The organism is Megasphaera sp. AF13-6AC, from assembly GCF_027685385.1.
Taxonomy (GTDB): Bacteria; Bacillota; Negativicutes; order Veillonellales; family Megasphaeraceae; genus Megasphaera; species Megasphaera micronuciformis.
Window position 1 is genome coordinate 1 of the sequence record NZ_JAQCUN010000262.1, and the last position, 965, is coordinate 965.

Below are 965 nucleotides of genomic sequence, written 5' to 3' on the forward strand. Positions count from 1 at the left end.
CAATACGCCGATAAGACCCATAATGGCAATGATGGTTTCCAATGCGCACCAGGTCCGTACCGTTTCTTTAACGGTCAGGCCGAAGAATTCTTTGAAGAGCCAGAAACCGGGGTCATTAGGCGGGCTGAAAATGAGCGAACCGGCACCGGTCGCCAAAACCATCAATTCCGGATTGGCACCTGTTGCCGCGCAGATAGGAGCTGCAATACCGCCGGCCGTCAAAGCCGCAACCGTTGCAGAGCCGCAAGCCGTACGAATAACGGCAGCCACAAGCCAAGCCAATACTAAGGGCGACAGGCTGGCATCGGCAACAAGAGTTCCGATATACGTACCTACACCGCTGTCGATGAGGATCTGTTTGAGAGCCCCGCCGGCACCGACGATGAGAAGAATCATGGCGATAGCCAGGATAGCATCCTTAACGGTATTCATGATTTCGTCCATCTTCTTGCCGTGCGCCAAGCCGAAAGTATAAACAGCAATGGCTACGGAAATGGTCAGTGCCATATCCGGTTGACCGAGGAATTCAAGAGCTACCGCCGCAGGCGAAGACTGGTCCAAAGCGAGTTTGGCAATAGCCGAAGCCGCCATGAGTACAACCGGTACGAGAGCCGTAAATACGGATACGCCGAAACCGGGCATTTCATGGTCTTCAAAAATCTTGGGGTTGTATAAGCCCTTGGGTATTTCCGGGTTAATCCCTTTGGTAAAGTTATAGAATACGGGACCTGCCACAATAGCCGTAGGAATAGCTATAATAGCACCGTATACGAGGGTTACGCCGATATCGGCATTATAAATAATGGCAATAGCCGTAGGGCCCGGATGAGGCGGTAAGAACCCGTGCGTTACGGACAAGGCCGCAGCCATGGGGATGCCGACTTCCAAGAGGGGAATCTTCGCTTCCGCCGCAATGGTAAATACGAGGGGAATCAACAATACGAAACCGATTTCGTAAAACAGGG

At 52.3% G+C, this 965-nt stretch carries 1 protein-coding gene; it reads right to left on the reverse strand.

What is annotated here, in order from left to right:
* Positions 1–965: gluconate:H+ symporter (locus tag PGX78_RS08715; protein ID WP_270446566.1), on the reverse strand; the 965-nt coding region annotated here is incomplete at both ends.